The sequence below is a fragment of the Exiguobacterium sp. B2(2022) genome (assembly GCF_028823655.1).
Classification (GTDB): Bacteria; Bacillota; Bacilli; order Exiguobacteriales; family Exiguobacteriaceae; genus Exiguobacterium; species Exiguobacterium aestuarii_A.
On sequence record NZ_JAPEHX010000021.1, the window covers coordinates 1 to 16,821 of the forward strand.

The 16,821-nt window shown below is 50.4% G+C and carries 19 protein-coding genes; 6 read left to right on the forward strand and 13 right to left on the reverse strand.

Translation table 11 applies throughout. The features are described 5' to 3' along the window. Positions 1–3 precede the first annotated feature (3 nt). The 5 genes from ON063_RS05750 to ON063_RS05770 all read right to left on the reverse strand — a co-directional run bounded on the left by ON063_RS05750 (position 4) and on the right by ON063_RS05770 (position 4,142). Positions 4–1,056: a glycosyltransferase family 4 protein gene (locus ON063_RS05750; RefSeq protein WP_214693706.1), complete on the reverse strand. Its 1,053-nt coding sequence runs from the start codon at positions 1,054–1,056 to the stop codon at positions 4–6. Between the two features lie 128 nt (positions 1,057–1,184). Beyond that, on the reverse strand, positions 1,185–1,592 hold the full coding sequence (locus tag ON063_RS05755; protein WP_214693715.1) for a Rok-like winged helix domain-containing protein: 408 nt from the start codon (positions 1,590–1,592) through the stop codon (positions 1,185–1,187). Positions 1,593–1,810: 218 nt separating this feature from the next. Continuing rightward, positions 1,811–2,476 (reverse strand): beta-phosphoglucomutase, encoded by a 666-nt coding sequence (pgmB, locus tag ON063_RS05760; protein ID WP_274664499.1) that lies wholly within the window; start codon positions 2,474–2,476, stop codon positions 1,811–1,813. Positions 2,477–2,676: 200 nt separating this feature from the next. Beyond that, positions 2,677–3,012 (reverse strand): Asp23/Gls24 family envelope stress response protein, encoded by a 336-nt coding sequence (locus ON063_RS05765; protein WP_074033784.1) that lies wholly within the window; start codon positions 3,010–3,012, stop codon positions 2,677–2,679. A 74-nt stretch (positions 3,013–3,086) separates the two neighbouring features. Further along, positions 3,087–4,142 (reverse strand): acyltransferase family protein, encoded by a 1,056-nt coding sequence (locus tag ON063_RS05770; protein WP_214793707.1) that lies wholly within the window; start codon positions 4,140–4,142, stop codon positions 3,087–3,089. 329 nt (positions 4,143–4,471) lie between these two features. On the opposite strand from ON063_RS05770, the gene ON063_RS05775 reads away from it, so the two are divergent. Next, a complete protein-coding gene (locus ON063_RS05775) occupies positions 4,472–4,960 on the forward strand; it encodes a hypothetical protein (RefSeq protein ID WP_214693723.1) in 489 nt (162 codons plus the stop codon). Positions 4,961–4,965: 5 nt separating this feature from the next. Here the strand turns inward: ON063_RS05775 and ON063_RS05780 are convergent, their stop codons facing one another. Next, positions 4,966–5,565, reverse strand: a complete 600-nt coding sequence (locus ON063_RS05780; protein WP_274664500.1) for an alpha/beta hydrolase — start codon at positions 5,563–5,565, stop codon at positions 4,966–4,968. After that, on the reverse strand, positions 5,562–6,506 hold the full coding sequence (locus tag ON063_RS05785) for a VOC family protein (protein ID WP_274664501.1): 945 nt from the start codon (positions 6,504–6,506) through the stop codon (positions 5,562–5,564). The genes ON063_RS05780 and ON063_RS05785 overlap by 4 nt, the downstream gene beginning before the upstream one ends. A 116-nt stretch (positions 6,507–6,622) precedes the next feature. On the opposite strand from ON063_RS05785, the gene ON063_RS05790 reads away from it, so the two are divergent. The 3 genes from ON063_RS05790 to ON063_RS05800 all read left to right on the forward strand — a co-directional run bounded on the left by ON063_RS05790 (position 6,623) and on the right by ON063_RS05800 (position 9,186). Continuing rightward, positions 6,623–7,513, forward strand: coding sequence for an ABC transporter ATP-binding protein (locus tag ON063_RS05790; protein WP_214759991.1), 891 nt, complete (start codon positions 6,623–6,625; stop codon positions 7,511–7,513). Further along, positions 7,503–8,696, forward strand: coding sequence for an ABC transporter permease (locus ON063_RS05795; protein ID WP_274664502.1), 1,194 nt, complete (start codon positions 7,503–7,505; stop codon positions 8,694–8,696). Before ON063_RS05790 ends, ON063_RS05795 begins: the two co-directional genes overlap by 11 nt. A gap of 64 nt (positions 8,697–8,760) precedes the next feature. Beyond that, positions 8,761–9,186, forward strand: a complete 426-nt coding sequence (locus ON063_RS05800) for a hypothetical protein (RefSeq protein WP_214693732.1) — start codon at positions 8,761–8,763, stop codon at positions 9,184–9,186. A gap of 54 nt (positions 9,187–9,240) precedes the next feature. Here the strand turns inward: ON063_RS05800 and ON063_RS05805 are convergent, their stop codons facing one another. Next, complete coding sequence (locus tag ON063_RS05805; RefSeq protein ID WP_274664503.1) at positions 9,241–9,846, reverse strand: helix-turn-helix domain-containing protein; 606 nt, start codon at positions 9,844–9,846, stop codon at positions 9,241–9,243. Between the two features lie 89 nt (positions 9,847–9,935). Next, entirely contained in the window at positions 9,936–10,436 is a 501-nt protein-coding gene (locus ON063_RS05810; protein WP_012727005.1) for a PTS sugar transporter subunit IIA, read from the reverse strand. Positions 10,437–10,611: 175 nt separating this feature from the next. On the opposite strand from ON063_RS05810, the gene ON063_RS05815 reads away from it, so the two are divergent. After that, positions 10,612–12,306 carry a M3 family oligoendopeptidase gene (locus ON063_RS05815; protein WP_274664504.1) on the forward strand — a complete coding sequence of 565 codons (1,695 nt, stop codon included), beginning with the start codon at positions 10,612–10,614 and terminating at the stop codon, positions 12,304–12,306. Positions 12,307–12,337: 31 nt separating this feature from the next. On the opposite strand, the gene ON063_RS05820 is transcribed toward ON063_RS05815, so the two are convergent. The 4 genes from ON063_RS05820 to ON063_RS05835 form a co-directional block, all read right to left on the reverse strand. Further along, a complete protein-coding gene (locus ON063_RS05820; RefSeq protein WP_274664505.1) occupies positions 12,338–13,405 on the reverse strand; it encodes a DUF389 domain-containing protein in 1,068 nt (355 codons plus the stop codon). A 135-nt stretch (positions 13,406–13,540) separates the two neighbouring features. Then, on the reverse strand, positions 13,541–14,434 hold the full coding sequence (locus ON063_RS05825) for an aldo/keto reductase (protein ID WP_274664506.1): 894 nt from the start codon (positions 14,432–14,434) through the stop codon (positions 13,541–13,543). Beyond that, positions 14,431–14,934 carry a cupin domain-containing protein gene (locus tag ON063_RS05830; RefSeq protein WP_274664507.1) on the reverse strand — a complete coding sequence of 168 codons (504 nt, stop codon included), beginning with the start codon at positions 14,932–14,934 and terminating at the stop codon, positions 14,431–14,433. Before ON063_RS05830 ends, ON063_RS05825 begins: the two co-directional genes overlap by 4 nt. Before the next feature lie 82 nt (positions 14,935–15,016). Continuing rightward, positions 15,017–15,343 carry a winged helix-turn-helix transcriptional regulator gene (locus ON063_RS05835; protein ID WP_012727011.1) on the reverse strand — a complete coding sequence of 109 codons (327 nt, stop codon included), beginning with the start codon at positions 15,341–15,343 and terminating at the stop codon, positions 15,017–15,019. A 265-nt stretch (positions 15,344–15,608) separates the two neighbouring features. Between ON063_RS05835 and ON063_RS05840 the strand changes: the two genes are divergently transcribed. Then, positions 15,609–16,811: an MFS transporter gene (locus ON063_RS05840; protein ID WP_224861817.1), complete on the forward strand. Its 1,203-nt coding sequence runs from the start codon at positions 15,609–15,611 to the stop codon at positions 16,809–16,811. Positions 16,812–16,821 lie beyond the last annotated feature (10 nt).

Here is a 16,821-nt window from a genome sequence, read left to right on the forward strand (position 1 = left end):
TGTTTATGTCCTCGGTCGACCAAGTAGTCGCCGAGACGTTCGGATGATGGGTTTATAGTTCGGATGAATGAGTTCCGTTGATTCAACAATCAATTCGATGACAATCAGGACCACGACGAACGTGATGACGGCACCGAGCATTGTCGTCTTCGCAAACAAGATGGATGAAATGCCGAAGAATAGCGTCATCCCATACATGAGCAGAACGGCTTGGCGCGTCGTGAATCCCATGTCAATCAACTGGTGGTGCATATGCGACTTGTCCGGTGACATCGGCGGTCGACCTTGGACGAGCCGACGAACGATCGCGAAAATCGTATCCGAGATCGGCAAGCCGAGCAAAAGGACCGGGACGACGAGTGAAAACAATGTCACGTTCTTAAATCCGATCAGCGAGAAGACGGCGAGCATATAGCCGAGAAACAGCGCTCCCGTGTCCCCCATGAAAATTTTTGCCGGGTAGAAGTTGTGGACGAGAAAGCCGAGCGTGCTCGCAAGCAACAACAAAGCCATCATCGTCAAATAGACGTTCCCTTGAATGATTGCCAAGACGGCAATCGTTCCGAGGGCGATACTCGAGACACCCGCAGCGAGCCCGTCGAGTCCGTCAATCAAGTTGATCGCGTTCGTGATCCCAATCAGCCAAAGAACGGTGACCGGGATACTCCATGACCCGAGATACAGTTGCTGATCGAACGGGAGATTGACGAGCTCGATGCGCATCCCAGAGTTCAAGACGACGACCGTCGCAATCATCTGCCCCATCAACTTCACACGGGCAGAGAGCTGGAAACGGTCATCAATCAGTCCGGTCAGGAGAATCACGACGGCCCCGATCAAGATGGCGTCATTATAACGACTCGTCGGAAGCAGCAGCGCATAGCCGATGAAGAAGGCGATGAAGATCGCCAAACCACCGATTCGTGGCATCGTCCGTATATGTACTTTTCGTGCGTTCGGATGATCGACTGCACCGATAAAGAATGCGAATCGACGAACGAGCGGTGTAATCAAGATGGCCATTACAAAACTGACCAACATGGCAATCCATAGCATGGGCCGACAGTTCCTCTCTCAAAAAAATAGACTCTGGCGAATTATATCATATTTTGAATCGATGAGTTGTTATCAGTCCGTTTACAACAAAAAGTTGGGACGATGGGGCGTTCCCCATCGGCTCAAACTTATGAAAGTGTTACGGCTACTTCTTCTGCTGGTTCATATGTATAGAGGCCGCGGCCAATCTTTTTAATCTCTGGGTTGACCCCTTCAATCTTCACCATCAATTGGTAGATGTTACTAATGTGATGGCGGTAACGAAGTTCGAGCTCCATCTGGATATCACGTACGCTCATCGTCTGACGCTCTTTCAAAAGATCCGTCACTTGATGAACATATACTTCGAGCGGATAACGCTGATTCACACGACGTGGACGTAGGCGTTTTGATGCATCAGTCGTTGAGTCTGTTTCCTCTTTGTCCCGACTCAATTCCGCAATCAAATATTCCGCACGTCGTTGCAATTGACGATAAGATTCTTCGATTTCCATCAATTCTCGATAAATGTGTTCATTCACATTCGTAGATTCCATACACAAATCCCCTTCTACATCCAATTAATTTTAGGAATTCCCTATTTTAAATCAGCAATTCCTAATAATCCCTTGATATCTTCTATAAAAGTGTAACGGATTTGTAATGTGCTTGTCATCTCTTTTTGGGCAATATTGTCTATTCGGGACTTTTGGACTATAAAAAGACGGCGACTGTTCGGGGCAGTCGCCGTCTCACGGAAGATGATTGTAGTCCATTACACGCGAGCGCGTTCGAGGATGCGATCGAGTGAAAGTTCATCGGTAGAAGCAACGATGAGGTCTGCATGACCAAGCATCGATTCTTCCCCGACGGCGACAGCAAACATGTTTGCCGCTTTGATTGCAGTTACGCCTGCAGCCGCGTCTTCAACGCCGATGGCGAGTTCGGGTTTCACGCCAAGGGCAGAAGCGGCTTTCAAAAACACTTCGGGGTGTGGTTTTGACTGGGCGACAGTTGCTGCATCGACAATATGATCGAAGTAGTGACGGACACCTAGTGCGTCAACGACCGCAAATGCGTTCTTTGAAGCAGACGCCATTCCGATTTTAAGTCCCGCCTCTTTGATTTCATCCAGGAATGAAACGATGCCAGGAAGAAGATCGTCAGATGAGATATGTTGAATGAGTTCAACGTAATGCTCGTTTTTCTTTTGAGCGAGTTCTTCTTTCTCTTCCGGCGTAAAGTCGTTCTGTTTTCCGCCGAGCGTAAGGATCCGCTCGAGCGATTCAGTCCGACTCACCCCTTTGAGCGTTTCGTTGAATTCGCGGTCAAATGGAATTCCGAGCTCTTCACCGAGCTGCTTCCAAGCGAGGTAATGGTACTCTGCCGTGTCAGTGATGACACCGTCCAAATCGAAAATCACTGCTTCAATCGTTAACATACATGCTTTCCGCCTTTCCTTCAAATGCTTGTGTCGTCAGACTACATTTAGGGAACTTGACAAGTACCCGTCGCACGTTTGGTCAATGATGCAAACGGTTGCACTTGTTCGATTTCTATTATAAATGAAAACGTTATCTTGATGCAACCGTTTTCGCAAAAATCAAAAAAAGAGAAGAGCCCTCTGCTCTCCCCTCTCATTTACAGTTGGATCCCTACGACTTTCACGTTCACCGAACGTGGTGTCATCGCAAGCATCGTGTCCATATCTTGCGTGATTCGCTCTTGAACCGCCGTCACCGTTTTGATGATCGACTGCCCATATGCGATATAAAGTGACAAGTTGATTGTGATGCCTTCTTCTGACTCATCGACTTTCACATGCTTCATGAGCGCACGTTCTGACAATTTCGTGTCTTCTTGCGTGAACGATACGTGTTTCGTTTCTTTGACCGCGACTGCGGCGATCATTTCTACGACATGACGTGAGACGTTCACGTCACCTTCTGTGCTGTGCATTCCATTTTCGTATGGCATAGGGTCACTTCCTTAACTCTAGTTTCGTTTCCTCTTTATAAAGTGTAGCGGAAATGAAGCGTTTAGAAAAGACTTTACCCTTTCACACCTTTCGTATTTTGTACGCGCCTCACGTCAATCTCGACGAGCGGACGTAAGAGACGAACCATCGGCGGACTGATAATCACGAGTACCATCACGAATGCGACACCGAACAAGACGAGCAATTGCATCCACGACGTCGGCATGAATCCAGCCGGCACGAACGCTTTCCAAGCGACGACGAAGAAGACGTGAACGAGATAGACATACAAGCTATATCGTCCTGCCCTCGAGAAGATTGGTAGTTTTCGTCCCGGAATGATGAGCGCGAAACTGATCGACATGAGAAGTGACACCGTATAGACGATCAAGAATGCGAACGGTCCGCTCCACATCGCCTCCGGCACCGCCGTATCATAAGCGAAGCGGAACTTGAACAAGTTTCCGATATGATAGAACGTGTCATCTTGTTGGACGCGCATGGAAATCAACAGGCCAATCGTCAACGTGACAAAGACAATCGCCCCCCCAATCCGGTAGCGGTTCCGTTGTTCAGCCCGTTTCGGCAATTCAAAGAAATTGAGTGTGTTCCGTTCGGACATCCAGTTCCCGATCAAGAAGAACGGATAGAACATGATCACTTTTCGTAACGCGAAATAGCCGGTCGCCTCCGCCTGGAACCCGAACAGGAGCGCAAATAGAAGCGCGTATAGCACATACCCTTTCAGCTGCGTCACGTACGGGGTGATGATGTACCAGAAAATGATCGCCATCAAATACCATAGTGCCCAATACGGTTTCAACAGATTCAGTCCCGGATTCTCCAGCGAGAAAATCGGGATGCCTTCTGTGAAAGCGAACCATGACCCGAGAATGACTTGCCAGATGACGTAGACGACGAACAACTGGATCACACGTAAATAACGGTTCTCCCGATAGAAGTAACCGCTTAGCATAATGAATAACGGCATATGGAAGGTGTACAGGAACAAATACACCCACTTCGGAAGAATGTCGTCATAAGCGCCGCGGACGTCCGTCAACAGGTGACCGAACACGACGAGTAAGACGAGTACTCCCTTAATATTGTCATACCAATAATTTCTCATAACATTCCCTCTAGTTCTTTATGATGATTGCGATGAAGCTGACCTTCATGTTTTCACGTTCAATTCGCACACGGACTGCATGGAAGATCAGATGGAAAAATCCCTCACCTATCATAATCGATTCCCTCGCCAAGTGAAATTACGTTTCAACAAAATTTTCGTGTCTTCACTGTCATCATTCCCATAATTCACGTATTGCAAGCCGAAACGTCAAAAAATCCTCACGATTCAGCACGTTGTGGGCGTATTCAAATAGACGGGATTGGGTACAGTATAGTATAGTAGTGTTACTAAATATTCAGAATATTCTAATAAAGGAGGTGGAGAGAATGGCTTCGATCATCCGGAATCGACATCATATGGTGCACGACCCGAAACGTTCATTCTCTAACTTCGGATTCTGGTGGTTAATCAGCAGCTTTTCCGTCGGGCTACTGATGGTGGCCTTTGAGTCGGTCCGTAACGGGTTCTCTGCCATTCATCCTGTGTTGTCTAGTATGGCCTTCCTCGGTCTAACGTTCGCGCTCGGTGTGTGCGCCAAATTGGTCCGTGACGTCTGGTGGCTCAACTATCTGCTCGAGCGCACCCAAAACCGGTACTTATACATCGGTGGCGACACGCTTCAGAGCTGGCAGTATACGCTCGACTCGATCTGGTTGCTCACGCGAACCTCACAAAAAAAGCTCGGCCGATTGTATATCCAAATCGACCGAACCGTGCATGCTGAGGAAGCGAAACGCTTATTCGCCGCCTATTTGATTGACCGAGGTGTCCTCGTCGTCTATTCTCGTCCGAACAAACCGAAAAAAATGGCTTGAACGAATTAGTCGAGGTGAGCGGCGATCCATGCCCGTGCCGCCTCGACTTCTTCCATGCGCACTTCATGCCCACCTGTATGATAGAAGAGCTCGACGTCCGCTCCGGCATTCCGGAGTGTCGATGTCAGCTCTTCTGTTTCTGCTTTCGGGCAAATCGGATCGCGCTCACCTGCCGAGATGAATACGTTCGTACCTGACAAGTCAGGCAATGTGAGCGAACGGTCTGGGACCATCGGATGGAACAAGAGTGAAGCGGCGAATGCTGGTTGACGGTATAGTGCCGAACCGATTAAGTTCGCCCCGTTCGAATATCCGATTGGGATCATCTTGTCGCGTTTGATGCCATATTCCGCTGCCGCATCATCTAAAAACTGAAGGAAGCGCTCCGTCTGTTTCTTTAAATCTTCGAGGTCGAGCACGCCTTCCGCGTGACGACGGAAGAAGCGGGTCATCCCATTCTCAAGAATGTCCCCTCGTAGCGTCAGTACGTTCGATTCCGGTGATAACTCTTTTGCGAGCGGGATCAAGTCTTGCTCGCTCCCCCCTGTTCCGTGCAATAAGACGAGCGTCGTCTCTTTCGTTCCTTGAATGAATTGATGAATCATATCCGTTCTCCTTTCGGGATTGTAATGGTTGGCAGCGTGCGCACAATCTTATCACGGTCCGTCTCTAACCATGATGGTAAGCGAAGCGCCTCACCGAGCGTGTCGATGGACTCGTCCACGGTGAATCCAGGTACGTCTGTCGCGAGTTCGTGCAAGATCCGTCCGGCATCGTGGAAATAAACCGAGCGGAAATAATTCCGTTCCTTCACTTCGGTCGGTCTAAGCCCAAGGTCAAAGATGGCACCTTGCCACGTCGGATAGTGTTCACCGTCCGCGACCCGCCAAGCGATATGGTGGACCGTACCCGTTCCGGGCACACCGTTCGGAAGAATCGTCTTTTTGACGTCGATGATGTTCCCATAGTCAGCCGTCCCTTTCAGACGTACCCATTCCTCGTCTTCTCCGACTCGTTCAAATCCAAACAGTTCCGTCAACAAGCGTACGGTCTCGTCTGGTGCTTTTGATAATAATGTCGCGCCCGCGAATCCGACGATCGCCTCATCCTTCGTGACGCCTGGGATGACCCAGCGCGTCTGTTTCGTCGTCGGGCGCGCGACGAGTTCGACGACGAGTCCGTCCGGGTCTTCAAACAGAAGTGACGGCTCCCCGAACCGTTCCGTGGCGACGGTCGCAATTCCATGCTGTTGTAGTCTTTCTTCCCAAAACGGTAAACTTCCTGCCGGCACGAGATATGTCGTCACACCGACTTGCCCGCTCCCGACCTGCCCTTTGCCTAACCCAGGGATTGGGAAGAAGGTAATGACGGTTCCCGGTGTGCCGACCTCGTCCCCGAAATAGAGATGATACGTACCCGGGTCATCAAAATTGACGGTCTGCTTCACGAAACGAAGACCGAGTACTTGTCCATAAAAATCAAGTGTACGTTGCGGGTCTTGTACCATCGATGAGATGTGATGGATGCCTGTAGACTGCGTATTCATTGTCATCCTCCTTTATTATCTTGATTTCAAGATAAATCATTTGTTAGAAAAAGTGAAACTTTTTGCTCACGGTGGCGTACGATAAGAAGAGAGACATTCTAAGGAGGTATAAGAACATGGCATTACAGATTGAACGAGTCACCAAAGAATTCGGTGACTTCACCGCTGTCGACGATCTCACGTTCCGCGTGCCACAAGGAGAGATGTTTGGTCTTCTCGGAGCGAACGGTGCCGGCAAGACGACGACGTTCCGAATGATCCTCGACATTTTGAAACCGACCGACGGAAGCATCACATGGAACGGCAAAGCGGTCGACCATCGGATTGTCGGATACTTACCCGAGGAACGAGGACTATACCCGAAGTCGCAAGTTCGTGAACAACTCGTCTTTTTAGCCAGTTTGAAAGGCATGCGTTCAAGCGATGCCAAACGTGCGGTCAAATCATGGCTCGAACGGCTAGAAATTCCCCAGTATGAGACGATGCGCGTCGAGCAACTGTCAAAAGGGAATCAGCAGAAAATCCAACTCGTTGCCGCGCTGCTCCACAACCCCGAGCTCGTCATCTTAGATGAGCCGTTCAGTGGACTCGACCCGGTCAACGTCGAGATTCTGAAACGCGAGGTGCTCGCTTTGCGTGACGCCGGAACGACCATCGTCTTCTCGAGTCACCGGATGGAACATGTCGAAGAGCTCTGTCAACATGTCGGGATCTTAAAAGGTGGACGTGCCGTCGTCAGTGGTGACGTGCCCTCCATCAAGTCGCGTTACGCCGAGCCAGCCCTCTTCATCGAGACGGACCAGATTCACGTGCTCGAATCACTCCCGGTCATCGAGACGATCGAGCCGTATAAGTCCGGTCATTTAGTACGTCTACATTCATTTGATGATAGCGACGTCGTCCTATCGACACTCGTCCGCCATCAGGCAAACGTGAAAACGTTCATGCGCCAACCGGTATCGCTCAATGACATCTTTATCAAGGAGGTCGGACAGCATGTTTCATAACTTTGGACCGCTCTATGCATTCACCCTTAAGTCGAGGATCCGTTCGAAAGCGTTCGTCATCTCGACGGCGTTGACGATTTTATTCATCTTCGGATTCACGAACATCGACCGCATCATGTCCTCGTTCGAGGATTCAGAACAAGCGAGCGCCCTCGTCGTAACGGAAAACACAGCCCTCGTCGATACGATGCAGTCGCTCGGCTATGAAGATGTTACCACGAGTGACATCACCGAAGAGGAGGCACGCGCCGGAATCAATGACGGCGAATACGGAGTCGTTGCTTTTGTCGACGGTTACGACGCCCGTGTCATCTCGGAACGCCCGGAGCAGGAATTCACAACCATCTTGCAAACGTCGCTTCAGCAATTGCGTAATGCGGAATTAATTGAATCAGCCGATGTCGACCCGGCCGTCATCACGGCTCTCAGTGAACCAATCCAGCTCGATGAGTCGTATCTCGGGCGCGGAGGCGAGAACTCGGATGAGCTGCTTTCGTCTTCGGCACTCGTCTATGTCATGTTGATGCTCCTTTACATCTCGATCATTACGTACGGATCGATGATTTCGACAGAAGTGACGACCGAGAAGTCGTCGCGTGTCATGGAATTGATCATCTCGACGACGCATCCGGTGACGCACATGCTCGCCAAAGTGACCGCCATCGGGACACTCGCCCTCATCCAGATTGGGATTTTCCTTGGGTTTGGTTATGTTAGCGCGAGCGGCAGTGAGTTAGCGACGACCGTCATCGAAAACGCCGGGAATGCGCGAGCTGTCATCTACTTGCTCGTCTTCTTCCTACTCGGTTACTTGTTGTACGCGTCACTCTTCGCCGTCCTCGGCTCGCTCGTCAGCCGCGTCGAAGAATCCCAACAGATGGTCATGCCGGTCATCATGCTTCTCGTCGCAGCGTTCTTAGTGGCGATGTTCGGCTTGAACAATCCGGACGCGACCATCGTGACGATTCTCTCCTTCGTCCCGTTCTTCGCCCCGATGCTCATGTTCCTCCGGGTCATGCTCGTCGATGTGGCCGTGTGGGAAGTCGCGCTCTCAATTGGCTTACTCATCGGAACGATCGGCGTGACACTTTGGATCGGCTCGAAATTCTATCGTGGTGGTGTCTTATTCTATGGAACGAACGCCATTAAACAATGGCGACAAATATTACAAAACCGCCAATAACGTTTACAGCAAATTCGTTTTCGTTTACTCTAAAGAATGTGCAAAATGAGGAGGAAAACGAACTATGCGATCACGATTACTCGCGGCCTTAATCTTTACGTTTATGACGACGCTCACGACGTTCATCTGTTATACCGTCTTCTTAGACGCGGATGCGTTATGGCAAATCCTGCTTGCGTATGCAGGTAGTACGTTTATCGGAACGCTCGCGTTTTGGTATCCGGTCAGCAGACGTCCACAAACGTCTCGCTTCGGTGGCGCATGGATCGGCATCATGATTACTGCAACGACACTCATTGGCTTCACCGTCATCCGCTTCACATTCCGCGGCGACGCAGCAGCTCTGCTCGACTGGCAAACGGTGCTGGCGAGTCTCGCTTACACGTTCGGGTATGTCGGATGGGTGCTCACAATCTTGAATATCGTGCTCGGCTTTTTACTTGCCGGCACTCGTCCGAAAGTACGCTACGAAGCGCGCCCGATGCGCTGATGAATGAAAAATGACCAGGAGAGTGATTCTCCTGGTCATTTTTTTCGTTCTATATCATTGCAATTTATATGATTTTTCCACGACGCCGTACTCTGCATATTGGAAGGAGTTGTCCGCGAACTGGTCGGGGACGAGTCGTTCCACATAACGAGCGAACGGGACGATGTGACGATTTGGATTTGAATCATGGGACCGTCCAAGGTCAAGGACGGCGTCGACGAGTGCTTCGAGGGCGTGGTGCGACGTCGGCTCTTCGTCCTCTTCAAAGATTCGCTGCAATTCCTCTTCATGCATCAAGTCGAAGATGCGCATCCGCTCCTCGAGTTGTCGTTGCATCTCCTCGACGGACTTCCCGTGCATCGCCTCTTCATAGGCTAGCTTCATCTGTTCGATTTCGGGTACTTTCCCTCGCATCAACACTTTGAGCGATTCTCCCGTCCAAATGTGACGCGCCAAATAATTGGAATCGATGCGCAGAGCTTCTGCGAGCGCCTCTATGTAAGGCATCGTCGGATAGACCTCACTCAGTTCCGTACGTCGAATAAAATATGGGGCGACGCCGATTTGTTCCGCAAGCGTCTCAATCGATAATCCAGCCCGCTCTCGCAAGATTCGAATCCGGTCCCCATATCCCCGGTATGGTGCATTTTTACCATCCATCTTATTTCCCCCTTCCCTCTCTTCATTATAATTCCCGAATTCACAAAAAAATACTCGGAAGCGTAGGCTCCCGAGTCATGATCGTTCTCTTATTTCTTCGTCAATTCGACGACTTCTGAAGATCCAGCTGTCACCGTGTCGCCTTCTGCGACAAGTTTGTTCACGCCGAAGCTGTCATGGTTCGTGATGATGATCGGAGTGATTGTCGATGGAGCGTTCGCTTTGATGAAGTCGAGGTCGAACGTGACGAGCGGGTCGCCTGCTTTGACAGACTGACCTTCTGTGACGTGTGTCTCGAAGCCTTCACCTTTAAGGTTTACCGTATCCAAACCGATGTGGATCAAGTACTCTGCACCGTTGTCCGCGTTGATACCAATCGCGTGTTTCGTTGGGAATACCGTTGCGATTGTTCCGCTAACTGGTGAAACGACTTTGCCTTCAGTCGGCTCGATTGCAATTCCGTCACCCATCATTTTTTGTGAGAATACTTGGTCCGGTACGTTCGTGATGTCGACGACCTTTCCTGTAAGCGGTGAAACCGCGTTGAGTTGTTCTTCTTTACCACCAAATAGTTTTTTAAAGAATCCCATAGCTTAATCCCTCCAACATGTTCTATTGAATCGAAGTCTTCACTTTTATACCCGAAAAGCTAAAACTTCAATCCCTACCTTATTAACGGTATAGTAGATATAAGGTAGTGCGAAATCGTTTTACACATCGTAAGAATACGAGTGTGCAATCGCTTTTGCAAGCCCTCTTCTTACAATGACGACTTTCACAAAATTGTCATATGAACGGCCCGACTTGGACGCTTTGAACAGCAGATTGTCGGACTATTCTGCCGAATTACAGCAAGCGAGCACACTTGAGGAAGCGAATGAACTCATTCGTCAAATCAACAAGGAACGGAACGACTTTGAGACACAAAGTCAACTCGTCGCAATCCGACACTCGGTCGACACACGCGACGCTTTTTATGAAGAAGAACAATCTTTCTTCGACGATGCACTACCGGTCTATGAGAAAGAGATTCAAGCATACTACCGCGTCTTGACGAACCACGAGCTTCGTTCTGAACTCGAAGCGGAATGGGGTAGCCAGTTGTTCTCTCTCGCCGAGCGTGCACTCGAGACGTTCGAGGAGTCGCTCATCCCGAAATTGCAGGAAGAGAACCGCCTCGCGACGGCTTATCAAAAGGTCATGTCCGCTGCACAGATTGAATTTGACGGCAAGACACTCAATTTGTCACAGTTCGGTCCATACCTTCAGTCACCTGACCGCGATGTCCGCAAAGCCGCATCCGTCGCCCGCTATACATACCTTTCTGACAACGGTGACGAGCTCGACCGGATTTACGGGGAACTCGTACGCGTGCGTACAGAGATTGCCCATGCACTCGGCTTCCCGTCTTTCGTTGAACTCGGTTATGCCCGCATGCAACGCGTTGGATATGACGAGTCGATGGTCGACAACTTCCGCAAACAAGTCCGCGACGTCATCGTCCCGCTCGCTTCTGCGTTAAAAGAGAAGCAGGCGAAACGAATCAGTGTCGATCATCTCTACTATTACGACGAGTCATTCGTCTTCCCGGACGGTAACGCGACACCTCAAGGGGATGAGTCGTTCATCATCGAAGGCGGCAACAAGATGTACCAGGAACTCTCGAACGAGACAGACGAGTTCTTCCAATACATGCAAGAACGCGGCGCCCTCGATTTGACGGCGAAACCAGGTAAAGCTGGCGGCGGATATTGCACGTACTTGCCTTCTGAAGGTCTCCCGTTCATCTTCTCGAACTTCAATGGGACAGCCGGAGACATCGACGTCCTCACACACGAAGTCGGTCATGCCTTCCAAGTGTACGAGAGCCGTCATTTGACGACTCCGGAATACGCCTTCCCGACATATGAGGCGTGCGAGATTCATTCGATGTCGATGGAGTTCTTCTGTTGGCCATGGATGGAGCTCTTCTTCGGCGACCAAGTCGACAAGTACAAGTTCAACCACTTGGCTGGCAGCATGACGTTCCTTCCGTACGGCGTGCTCGTCGACGAGTTCCAACATGTCGTCTACCGCAATCCTGACATGACAGCTGCCGAGCGTCGTCAGGCATGGCGCGACTTGGAGAAGGTGTACCTCCCGCATCGTGACTATGAAACGAACGACTATCTCGAATCAGGTGCATGGTGGCACCAGCAAGGACATATCTTCCAAAGTCCGTTCTATTATATCGACTACACGCTCGCGCAAGTCTGTGCGTTCCAGTTCTGGGTACGCATGCATGAGGACCGCGAAGCGGCATGGAGCAATTACCTCACGCTCTGTCAGGCAGGCGGAAGCCGTTCGTTCCTCGATCTCGTTGAACTGGCTGGTCTCAAATCGCCATTCGCAGACGGCGTGTTGAAAGAAACGATTGATCAAATCGAAGACTATCTCTTGAAACATCCGCTCGCGAACTAATAAGTCAGACCATCGAAAAATCGATGGTCTTTTAGTTTGGATCGATTTCGTTCTGCAGTTCGAACGGCAAGTCCTCTAAATTGATTTGACGGCTGTCGAACAGATTGAACTGTTGGAGACGACTTTCCAAATATTTTTGTAGCAGTTCAGCTACCTTCTCCCCGGACAATCCGTTCAAGTCCGGGACTTGCGTCACCGAGAGTTCGATGGTACGAAGCCCGTAGTCCGGCAACCGCGATTCGATGTCGGCAAGCTCTTCTTCGGTCAACCGTTTCCCTGTCGTCGTCACGAGAAGGAGATTGTCATCCTCTTGATAGTCCTGACTGATAATGATGGCATCTGAGAATTCTTCTTCGATGAAGTTATTGATTCCCGTCCGGACGATGCTGTCTTGAACGAGCGTCGCGGCCGAAAAGATACTCGGAACGACGATCAGGACAGATAAACCGATGAGAAGTCGATTGATTTTTTTATGGTTCGCATCCTGTTTCGTCAACACTTGAGAGATGCCCATGAACTTGACCCCGATGAACGTGGCGATGGCGATGAACGCACAGTTGATGACGAACAGGTAGCTCGAACCGATTAAGTAGTCGAGATTGCGTGTTGCAATCGAATAACCGACCGTACATAACGGTGGCATCAAGGCGGTCGCGATGGCGACACCTGGGACGATGTTGTTACTCATTTTCTTTTGTGCCCCGATGATCCCAGCGGTCCCCCCGGCGAAGGCGATGATGACATCCCAAATCGTCGGTTCGGTCCGAGCGATGATTTCATTACTCGCATAGGTGATTGGGGAGATAGCGAAATAGATGGTCGCGACGGTGAGACTGACCGCGACTTGGACGAGAAGCAGACGTACGCCTGCACGCAGTAATTTCATGTCATAAAGCGACAAGGCGAGACCGATACTTAAAATCGGTGTCATCAGTGGCGAAATTAACATCGCCCCGATAATGATGGGAATAGAGTTCATATTCAGTCCAATTGAAGCGATGAAGATCGAACACATTAAAATGACGGAATCACTCGGTCGTACCTTTAAATTCGTGTACATCTTGTCTTTGAATTCTTCGGCGGTGTACGTCTGTTCCATTCTGATTTTCAGCTCCCTTGTCGTATCGATATCATCCACAGAAGCAAGCCCTTCCTTTATTTACCCGCAACTCGAAAAAGACAATCGATTTCAGCAAAAGAAAAACTGGACCTTTGATTGGTCCAGTTCACATCATCAAATGACATCTAACGGTTGTTTCGTCGTCGGTGGTGGGAACGCTTCATCGAGCGCCTCGAAATCTTCTTCACTCAAATCGAGCAAGAGCGCTGCCGCATTCTCCTCGACGTGCTCGGCCTGTCCCGCTTTCGGGATGGCGATGACGTGTCCGCTCCGAATCGTCCAGGCGAGTAAGATTTGTGCGACCGAGGCGCTATACGCCTCTGCGATTTGATTGACCGTCTCGTTTTCGAAGACATCTTTTTTCACGTCGCTTCCCTCGGCGAGCGGCGCGTACGCCATGACCGGGATGCCTTGTTCTTCTAGATAAGGAAGCAGGTCATACTCGATCCCTCGACTGCCAAGATGATAGAGCACTTGATTGACCGCGCAGTTGTCTCCGTTCGGTAAGGCGAGAAGTTCTTTCATATCCTCGACATCGAAGTTCGAGACACCCCATGCCCGAATCTTGCCGTCTGCCTTGAGCTGCTCCATTCCTTGAATCGTCTCCTCGAGCGGCGCATCCCCTCGCCAATGGAGTAAGTAAAGGTCGAGATAATCAGTCCCGAGTCGTTCGAGTGACGCATCGCATGCTTTGACGAGTTTGTCGCCGTACGCATTGTATGGATACACTTTCGAGACGAGGAAGACATCCTCGCGTCGGTCTTGAATGGCTTCGCCGACTAACTTTTCCGACTCGCCTTCCCCGTACATCTCGGCTGTATCGATGACATGAAGTCCGCAATCGAGTCCTGTCCGAAGCGCTTCCACCTCAGCGTCATGCTTTGATTCTTCTTCCCCCATACGCCACGTTCCTTGCCCGAGTGCGCGCATCTCCCGTCCGTCTTTCAATTCGACGACGTTTTGTTTCAATGCCGCGAGTAATAAAGAATGTGGTAGTCGTTGATTCATATCGTTTCCTCCTTTGTCCAAGCCTCATGTAACGGTCCCGTCGTCCCGAAGACGGGATCATACGTCGGTTTCTCGACTTGTTCGATTCGCTTTAGGTTGTCCGGACGTTCTTCTGTCTTCCCGGTCAACGTGTCATAGTCGCGACCGTCCGGGTATGCCCCGACGACTTGAAAGTCTTCGCTCGCCTCGATGCGCCGATGTCCTGTTCCCGCCGGCAAGACGAGGACATCACCTGCACTGACGCGTACGAGATCACCATTCGTCCCTCCGAGTTGAAGGGTCGCCTCACCATGTAATACGCCCAACACTTCATGCGTGTTGCTGTGATAGTGATGATAATCGAACACCCCGTTCACCCAACTGTTCGTCCACTCATTATGAGCAAACGTTTCCTGCATCCCGCTCGGGTCATCAAAGACGCTGCGATAGAGAAGCGCCGGATAATCGGGATGATTCGGGATCGAGCCGTCATCTGTAAACCAAAAAGTTTTCAAGTCCATTCTAAAAACCCTCCTTGTCTCTGTCCCTGTACCCGACTTCCCCACACAAAAAACGGTCGCCCTCTATGGACGACCGTGATTGTTATGAGATAACCTCTTCTCCAGACTGGTCGATATGGCACTCGCCCCAGGCGCACATGGCGTCTAAGATCGGTTTAAGTGACCATCCATACTCTGAGAGCGAGTAGATGACTTTCGGTGGAACTTGCTCGTACACCGTACGTACGACGACTCCGTCCGCTTCTAGTTCACGCAATTGTTGGGTGAGCATCTTCTGGGTGATGTTCGGCATGAGCTTACGCAGCTCGCTCGTCCGACGCTCTCCTTTGATCAAGTGACACATGATGACGACTTTCCATTTACCGCCGATGACGTCAAGCGTCGCTTCGACCGGAATATTATATGGCATATCATTTCCTCCATTTCTCACATAGGCACTTTTTGGTGCCTACCGCACTTTGAAGTACGTACTTCTCAAACGGTTTTCATGCCATTATGATAGCAACTATAGCAAATCAATACAAGTTCATTTCGCTCGTAGAACCCTCTTGAGACGGTAAGGTACTTTTTCGACCGTACTGAACAAATAGAGGAAAGTGAGATGTCTTTGCTATCGGGAGACGAAGGGTCCTCGTCTTCCACACCATTTTTTCATCAACTAGGAGGAACTACTCATGAATCAACCTATTTCACAACCTGTTGAAGAACAGGCACCTAAAAATGGAGGGTTGGCGTTACTCGCCCTTGCCATTAGCGCTTTCGGCATCGGGACGACCGAGTTCGTCCCTGTCGGATTGCTCGCATCCATCGCAAGTGACTTAAACATCGGGATAACACTCGCGGGTCTCATTATTTCGGGATATGCCATTGGCGTCGCCGTCGGTGCACCGATTTTAACGGCACTGACGAACCGAATGAACCGCAAGACGTTACTCATGGCACTGATGGTCGTCTTTATCGGCGGAAACTTGGTCTCTGCCATGTCGACAAGTTTTGAACTCTTAATCGTCGCCCGATTTATCACCGCGTTCTCGCATGGTGTCTTCTTCTCAATCGGAGCAACCATCGCCGTACAACTCGTACCACCGCATAAAAAAGCGAGTGCCATTGCACTCATGTTCACAGGTTTAACTGTCGCTACCGTCACAGGTGTCCCACTCGGTACCTTCATCGGTCAAGCGTTCGGATGGCGTGCCACATTCTTTGCTGTCGCAGCACTTGGTGTCGTTTCAATCATCGCCAGCTTCTTCTTGATTCCGAAAGATTTGAAACAGTCGCCACCGGCGAAGTTCTCAGATATGAAGAAACTGCTCACGAACGGTCGTCTCATGCTCGGATTCTTGATCACAGCACTCGGTTACGGCGGAACGTTCGTCGCGTTTACGTACTTGACTCCAATCATGCAAGACGTGACAAAAATCAGCCCGAGCTTGATCAGCGTCGTCTTACTCGTTTACGGAATCGCAGTCGCCATCGGGAACGCGGTCGGCGGAAAACTCGCCAATGAAAATCCGGCGAAAGCATTGTTCTATATGTTCATCGTTCACGCAGCGGTCATGATCATCATGTCGTTCATGATTCCGTTCAAAGTGGCTGGTCTCATTGCCATCGTCTTGATGGGACTTCTCGCCTTCATGAACGTGCCTGGACTCCAACTGTATATCGTGCAATTGGCTGAAAAATATGTACCCGCTGCTGTCGATGTCGCATCCGCACTCAACATCGCGGCCTTCAACATCGGGATCGCCCTCGGTGCGACAATCGGCGGACTCGTCGCCGATTCAATCGGACTCGTCCACACGCCGTGGGTCGGTGGCATCATGGTCATCATTGCCGTCATCTTGACAGCCATTTCTCGTCGTTTGGAAGCAAACTAAGGAGGAACCT

What these genes read in the sequence shown, in the direction of transcription:
- ON063_RS05750 (WP_214693706.1), bottom strand. Translation starts at nt 1,056, where the DNA reads ATGCTATGGATTGCCATGTTGGTCAGTTTTGTAATGGCCATCTTGATT.
- ON063_RS05755 (WP_214693715.1), bottom strand. Translation starts at nt 1,592, where the DNA reads ATGGAATCTACGAATGTGAATGAACACATTTATCGAGAATTGATGGAA.
- pgmB (WP_274664499.1), bottom strand. Translation starts at nt 2,476, where the DNA reads ATGTTAACGATTGAAGCAGTGATTTTCGATTTGGACGGTGTCATCACT.
- ON063_RS05765 (WP_074033784.1), bottom strand. Translation starts at nt 3,012, where the DNA reads ATGCCATACGAAAATGGAATGCACAGCACAGAAGGTGACGTGAACGTC.
- ON063_RS05770 (WP_214793707.1), bottom strand. Translation starts at nt 4,142, where the DNA reads ATGAGAAATTATTGGTATGACAATATTAAGGGAGTACTCGTCTTACTC.
- ON063_RS05775 (WP_214693723.1), top strand. Translation starts at nt 4,472, where the DNA reads ATGGCTTCGATCATCCGGAATCGACATCATATGGTGCACGACCCGAAA.
- ON063_RS05780 (WP_274664500.1), bottom strand. Translation starts at nt 5,565, where the DNA reads ATGATTCATCAATTCATTCAAGGAACGAAAGAGACGACGCTCGTCTTA.
- ON063_RS05785 (WP_274664501.1), bottom strand. Translation starts at nt 6,506, where the DNA reads ATGAATACGCAGTCTACAGGCATCCATCACATCTCATCGATGGTACAA.
- ON063_RS05790 (WP_214759991.1), top strand. Translation starts at nt 6,623, where the DNA reads ATGGCATTACAGATTGAACGAGTCACCAAAGAATTCGGTGACTTCACC.
- ON063_RS05795 (WP_274664502.1), top strand. Translation starts at nt 7,503, where the DNA reads ATGTTTCATAACTTTGGACCGCTCTATGCATTCACCCTTAAGTCGAGG.
- ON063_RS05800 (WP_214693732.1), top strand. Translation starts at nt 8,761, where the DNA reads ATGCGATCACGATTACTCGCGGCCTTAATCTTTACGTTTATGACGACG.
- ON063_RS05805 (WP_274664503.1), bottom strand. Translation starts at nt 9,846, where the DNA reads ATGGATGGTAAAAATGCACCATACCGGGGATATGGGGACCGGATTCGA.
- ON063_RS05810 (WP_012727005.1), bottom strand. Translation starts at nt 10,436, where the DNA reads ATGGGATTCTTTAAAAAACTATTTGGTGGTAAAGAAGAACAACTCAAC.
- ON063_RS05815 (WP_274664504.1), top strand. Translation starts at nt 10,612, where the DNA reads ATGACGACTTTCACAAAATTGTCATATGAACGGCCCGACTTGGACGCT.
- ON063_RS05820 (WP_274664505.1), bottom strand. Translation starts at nt 13,405, where the DNA reads ATGGAACAGACGTACACCGCCGAAGAATTCAAAGACAAGATGTACACG.
- ON063_RS05825 (WP_274664506.1), bottom strand. Translation starts at nt 14,434, where the DNA reads ATGAATCAACGACTACCACATTCTTTATTACTCGCGGCATTGAAACAA.
- ON063_RS05830 (WP_274664507.1), bottom strand. Translation starts at nt 14,934, where the DNA reads ATGGACTTGAAAACTTTTTGGTTTACAGATGACGGCTCGATCCCGAAT.
- ON063_RS05835 (WP_012727011.1), bottom strand. Translation starts at nt 15,343, where the DNA reads ATGCCATATAATATTCCGGTCGAAGCGACGCTTGACGTCATCGGCGGT.
- ON063_RS05840 (WP_224861817.1), top strand. Translation starts at nt 15,609, where the DNA reads ATGAATCAACCTATTTCACAACCTGTTGAAGAACAGGCACCTAAAAAT.